We start from the raw sequence: 1427 nt of genomic DNA, 5'->3' as shown, positions 1-1427 counted from the left end.
ATAGATTTTCGATTATTCATATTTTATATTATAAGTAAGGAGGTGAAAGGATGTATCGAACGGTCAAAATACCTTTTCAAACATCAAAAAAAGATATCGATCGATTATTCGAATGCAACCGAATATCGGCTCAAATTTGGAATGACTGTTTAGTCATTGCCAAAAACTATGCATTAAAGAATAATGGAAAATGGATCAACCAAACCGAACTTCAAAAACAAACGAAGGGCAAATACCCGATCCATAGCCAAAGCATTCAAGCCGTATGCCATAAATATTTGAACGCCAGAGACAGCGCCAAAAAAGCCAAACAAAAAGGGCTAGATAACAAATATCCGTACAAACAGAAAAAATATTTCAACACGAAATGGGCAAATAACGGATTTATCATTCACCCAAATGGGACCATTGAACTGAAAATGGGTCGCTGGGAAAGAAAAAACCAACCTCCTATTGTAGTGAAAATCGATAAAGAACAAATTCCAAACGGCACTGTCAAAGAAATCGAACTCATTTTTGATGCGAAACATTGGAAACTCATGCTTTGCCTCAGTTATGAAAACGGTGAACAACCAACTACTAAAAAAGAAGGAACTATCGCTGCCGGTGATCCTGGCGAAATTCACGCCATTAGTGCCGTCAGCGAAAACGGAAGCAGCATCATCATCACCGGTAGAAAAATAAGAAGCATTCATCGCCTTCGAAATAAAAAAATAGCAGAACTGCAAAAAAAGATGTCCAAATGTAAAAAAGGTTCGCGTAAATGGAAAAAATATAACCGCGCGAAGCAATATATTTTATCGAAAAGCGAAGCGCAATTAAAAGACTGCTTGCATAAAACGACCAAACAATTGGTCGATTGGTGTTTGGAACAAAACGTCAAACATTTCATGATAGGCGATGTCGAAGGCGTCCAGCGCAACAAAAAGAAAAAGCGATCCAAATTGGTGAACCAAAAATTATCGAACTGGTGTTTTGGCAAACTCTACGACTATTTGAAATACAAACTAGAAGCTAAAGGCATCACTTTTGAAAAAGTGGATGAATCGTATACCACGCAAACATGTCCTGTTTGCGGGAAGAAGAAAAAACCTTCTTCTAGAAATTTTATTTGTGCTTGTGGTTATTCTCAGCATCGGGATGTCCATTCGGCATGCAATATTCTTACAAAACACTTATATGGAGAATTCCGACCGATGAAAATAACGAACCACAAGTATCTACGGATCGCGTAAGCGAGAAGTAGTAGATGGTGAGTTCCCACCCTTCATGCTTTGGCATGATGTTGCTTGCTATTTCTTTCTGTTGTGTTTCCGTGCTTGGTCACGAGATACACGGGAAACCCGGTGTATCGTGAAACACCCGGAAAGAAAAAGGCAAGAAACCCCCACTTCAACGCCTACAGGCGTAAGTGGGGGAGGTTCATA

Annotated in this window: 1 protein-coding gene; it reads left to right on the top strand. The window is 39.2% G+C overall.

Translation table 11 applies throughout. The annotated features are described in order from the left end of the window. Positions 1–50: 50 nt before the first annotated feature. Positions 51–1235, top strand: coding sequence for an RNA-guided endonuclease InsQ/TnpB family protein (locus ETC02_RS16535; protein WP_033017188.1), 1185 nt, complete (start codon positions 51–53; stop codon positions 1233–1235). The last annotated feature ends 192 nt before the right edge of the window (positions 1236–1427 follow it).

The sequence above is a fragment of the Geobacillus sp. DSP4a genome, from assembly GCF_013096875.1.
GTDB classification, from domain to species: domain Bacteria; phylum Bacillota; class Bacilli; order Bacillales; family Anoxybacillaceae; genus Geobacillus; species Geobacillus thermophilus.
Note: the sequence above shows the minus strand (reverse complement) of the source record. Positions and strands in the feature narration are given on the sequence as shown.